Source organism: Pseudomonas sp. GM60, assembly GCF_000282415.1.
Taxonomy (GTDB): Bacteria; Pseudomonadota; Gammaproteobacteria; order Pseudomonadales; family Pseudomonadaceae; genus Aquipseudomonas; species Aquipseudomonas migulae.
Genome location: NZ_AKJI01000180.1, coordinates 1 through 4088, shown reverse-complemented (window position 1 = coordinate 4088; position 4088 = coordinate 1). Strand labels below are relative to the sequence as shown.

At 60.8% G+C, this 4088-nt stretch carries 3 protein-coding genes; 2 read left to right on the top strand and 1 reads right to left on the bottom strand.

The features are described 5' to 3' along the window. Window positions 1-306: 306 nt before the first annotated feature. Together PMI32_RS00040 and PMI32_RS00045 are read left to right on the top strand one after the other, a co-directional pair. Entirely contained in the window at window positions 307-894 is a 588-nt protein-coding gene (locus PMI32_RS00040) for a UPF0149 family protein (protein ID WP_008035840.1), read from the top strand. Between the two features lie 10 nt (window positions 895-904). Continuing rightward, window positions 905-1300, top strand: coding sequence for a YbaN family protein (locus tag PMI32_RS00045; RefSeq protein WP_008035838.1), 396 nt, complete (start codon window positions 905-907; stop codon window positions 1298-1300). A 71-nt stretch (window positions 1301-1371) separates the two neighbouring features. On the opposite strand, the gene PMI32_RS00050 is transcribed toward PMI32_RS00045, so the two are convergent. Then, window positions 1372-4088 (bottom strand): type I secretion C-terminal target domain-containing protein (locus PMI32_RS00050; RefSeq protein WP_008035836.1); only part of this gene is annotated, 2717 nt, incomplete at its 5' end.

Genomic DNA, 4088 nt, shown 5'->3' with positions numbered 1-4088 from the left:
GCAGGACCGGAGCGAGGGTATGGCGAGCATTAGCGAGCCACCGAACGAAAGGGGCAAGAGCCCTTGGTTACTTGGGGCTTTTCCAAGTGACTCGCCGTAAGGGCGAAACCAATAGAAGCCGTAACCGCAGGAATGGATATGTACACCCTCCAAAAACTGTCGCCTGACACAAAGCCTTCGCCGGCAAGCCAGTCTCACTCCTACAAGGATTGCCGTGTTCTGGGTGCAAATATCCCGCGCGGCTGGCCTGAGTGCTCAAGAAGGCCTAGAATTCCCGCATCTGTTAATTCCCAAGGTAGCCCTTTAATGTCCTTCGCTGAGCAACTAACCCGCCTGCAAGTCTTCCTCGACGCCGATGAACTGCATGACGAGGCGCTGGACTACGTGGCCGCCCACGGCTACCTCACCGCGCTGTCGATCTGTTCCGAAAGCGTTCCCGACCGTGAATGGATCGACGCCCTCTTCGCCGAAGAACCGCATTACGCCGATGACACCGAGCGTGAAGCCATCGAATCCACCCTGCTGGCCCTCAAGGCTCACATCGCCCGCCAACTGGCGTCCGATGAAGAGTTCGAGCTCCCATGCGAACTGGACCTCGGCGACGATCCGGACGATTCCGACCTGCGTGGCTGGTGCATCGGCTTCATGGAAGGCGTGTTCCTGCGCGAAGCGGCCTGGTTCGAAACCGCCGAAGACGAAGTCAGCGAAATGCTGCTGCCGATCATGGTCGGTTCGGGTCTTTTCGACGAGCAGCCCGAGTTCTCCGATATCGCAGCCGACGCCAACCTGATGGACGACATGATCGTGCAGATCCCGGAAGCCCTGACCGCGCTGTACCTGCTGTGCAACGCGCCAGACGAAAAACCGGCGATCCTCAAGCCACGTCACCACTAAGGTTTTGCCTATGGACAACCCCATAGGCAACCGCTCCCTGATGTTGCGTTACGTACTGCTGGCCATTGGCTGGCTGAGCGTAGCGCTGGGGGTGATCGGGATTTTCCTGCCGGTATTACCCACCACGCCCTTCCTGTTGCTGGCGGCTGCCTGTTTCGCCCGCAGCTCGCCGCGCTTTTACAACTGGCTGGTGGGACACCCACGGCTGGGTCCGTGGATTCGCGACTACCTCGATGGCAACGGCATTCCGCTCAAGGGCAAGGTCTACGCCATTGGTCTGATGTGGGTCAGCATTCTGTTGTCCTGCTACCTGGTGCCCCTGCCATGGGCACGCGGATTCATGCTGACCAGTGCCGTGCTGGTGACGATTTACATCCTCAAGCAGAAAACCCTGCATCGATCCTGAGTGTTCGTCCGCAATAAAAAACCCGCCATCCCTGTGTAAGGGATGGCGGGTTTGTTGCCTAAGGTTTCAGATCACACGGTGTCCACTTTCAACGAATGGTCATTCAACATCCCATTGATGATGGTCGCCGTATCCGCCCCGCCGGCAATCACCCCTCCCGCCCCCGGAGTCACGCCGTAATGGCTCGCAAGGTTCACACCCGCGAGCTCGATGGTCTGGTTCGGTAAAGCGCCGGCCATGCCGCTGACGTCGATGCTGGTGACCAGTGAATCACCGCTGCCGGTGACTTTGAAGTGCAGGTAGTCATCCAGCGACGCCGCGGTGCCGTTCTCCCCTTGCAACAATAGCGACAGGTCGAGTTTGTCGGTGCCCGGGGTGAAGTCGGTGACCACGTCGTGGCCGCTGTTGCCTTTGAGCCACTGGAAGGTGTCGGTGTCGGCACCACCGGTGAGGGTGTTGTTGCCGAGGCCGCCGATGAGCAAGTCATCGCCACCGCCACCGTTGAGCACGTCGTTGCCGAGGCCGCCGGTGATGATGTTGTTGTGGTTGTCGCCGGTCAGTTTGTCGTCGAAGTTGGAACCGGTGAGGTTTTCGATCGCGGTCAGGCTATCGGTGCCGGCACCCACGGTGTTTTGCGCGCCGAGCAGGCTCAGATCCACCTTGACCCCGGCGGAGGCATGGGCGTAGCTCGCGGTGTCGATACCGGTGCCGCCGTCGAGCAAGTCATTGCCCGCGCCGCTGTAGAGCAAGTCATTGCCGGCGCCACCGTGCAGCTCGTTGTTGCCTGCACCGGCGGTGAGCACATCGTTGCCATCGCCGGCGTTGATCACGTTGTTGCCGGTGCCCGCCACCAGCACATCGTCGTCCGCTGTGCCGGTCAGGGTGTGACCGTCCTGATAGCTGATGGTCACCGCTGCGCTGTCACTGCCACCATGGTTGTCGCCGGCGACGTAAGCGCCGTGATAGTCCAGGGTGGTGCTGTGGGCGCCGGAGTAGTCGACGGTCAGGATCAGTTGGTAATTTTCCGCGCCTTTGCCGTTGCCCTGCCCGCCGTCATCGATGTTGGTGATGTGGATCTGGTAGGTGCCGTCCACTGCGGCAGTGATGGTCTGGCCATCGCCGATGCCGATGAACGCGCCGCCGTTGACCGAGTACTCCAGGGTGACGTGACCGGCCGCCAGGTTGTGATCGAGGTTCAGGGTTTCACCCTGTTTGAGGGTAACGGTGATGCGATCCTCGTCATTGGTGTTGTTGTTTTTGACTTCGCCCAACGCCCCGCTGACCACCAGTACCGCGGTCATGGCTGCGGTGTTGGCGACGAATGCGCTGCGGGCGATGGTCACCGATTGAGCGTTGTTGCCGGTGAAACTGTAGTTCTGGTTGCTGCCGGTAAAGTCCGCGCCTTTGACAATCCAGCCGGTATTGAAGGTGGTTGGCGATGCGGTGAGCGGATCGCCGTTGGGGTCGGTGTCGTTGGCCAGCAACAGCTCGCCAGGTACCACGATATTGCCCGACAGCACGTTGGTGATGACGTGATCATCGACCGCCACCGGGGGCGCATTCGGAACGACCTTGACCACCAGGGTCGAGCTGGCCAGGTCACCGTCGTTGTCGCTGACCGTGTAGCCGATGTTTTCGGTGATCACCACCGACGTGGATTTTTGCGAGGTGTAGGTGTATTCGCCGGTGTCGAGGTTCACCACGAGGGTGCCTTTGCCGTCGGTGGCAATGCTCAGGGTGTTATTGGCCGTGTTGAAAGTGCCGTGGTTGGCGCCGCCGCTGAAGTTCAGCGCACCCTGGTTGTTGTCGCCTTTGGGGTCATAGGTGTAAGTGGTGCCGTCGACCGTGATGGCTTTGATGAAACCGCCATCGGCACCGAACGTACCGCCCTCGCCCAGCAGCGAACCGGTGACCGGCGCACCGACCACAGTGCCCGACAGTACCGAGTTGAGCTGGCCGAGTTCGTTGACGATGACGGCGTTGGTATTGGTGCCATTGCCAAGGCCGGCGCTGCCGTCATAGGCCAGCGGATCGAGGTTGGATTGGGCGACCCCGTTGGCGAGGCCGACCGCGTAGTTCTTGATGTGATTCTCTTCGAGGAATGCTTTCCAGGCCGCTTCCTCCGAAGGATCGATCGCGCCTTCGTTGGGTTTGCCGTCAGAGAAGAAATAGCCGACGTTCTGCGCCCCGGTCAGTTTGCCGCTGGTGTCGAACGCCGTTTGCGCCACCGTCACGGCCGCATCGTAGTTGGTGTTACCGCCCGCCGACAGGCCGGTGATGATTGACTTGGCGGTCTCCACATCGACCCAGACCGAGGTCTTGTCGGAGGCGCCGCTGCTGAAGGTGACGATCTGCACTTTCACATCGCCCAGATCGTCGTACTTGTCGAGCAACGCGCTGATGGCCTGTTTGGCCAACGCAAGGCGCGACAGGCCATCCACGCCGGAAGCGTCCCCCATACTGCCGGACACATCAATCACCAGCAGCAGGTTGGAATCGATGTCCGCAGCAACCACTGAACGCTCCGAGGCAACCGCTTTGGGCACGTCATCAACGATGTTGACCTTGATCGTGCTGGTGACGGTGTTGCCCAGGGCATCGGTGGCCTGGTAGGTGAAGCTTTCGCTCAGGGTATTGGCGCCGTTATCCGCATGCGGCGTGGTGCTGGCCGGCGAGGTCAGGGTGTAGGTGTAGGTGCCGTTGGGGTTGAGCGCAATTTGCCCGTAAGCGCCGGTGGCACTGCCGACCAAGGTGTAGGTGATCGCACCCGACGCGCCGCTGACCGAAC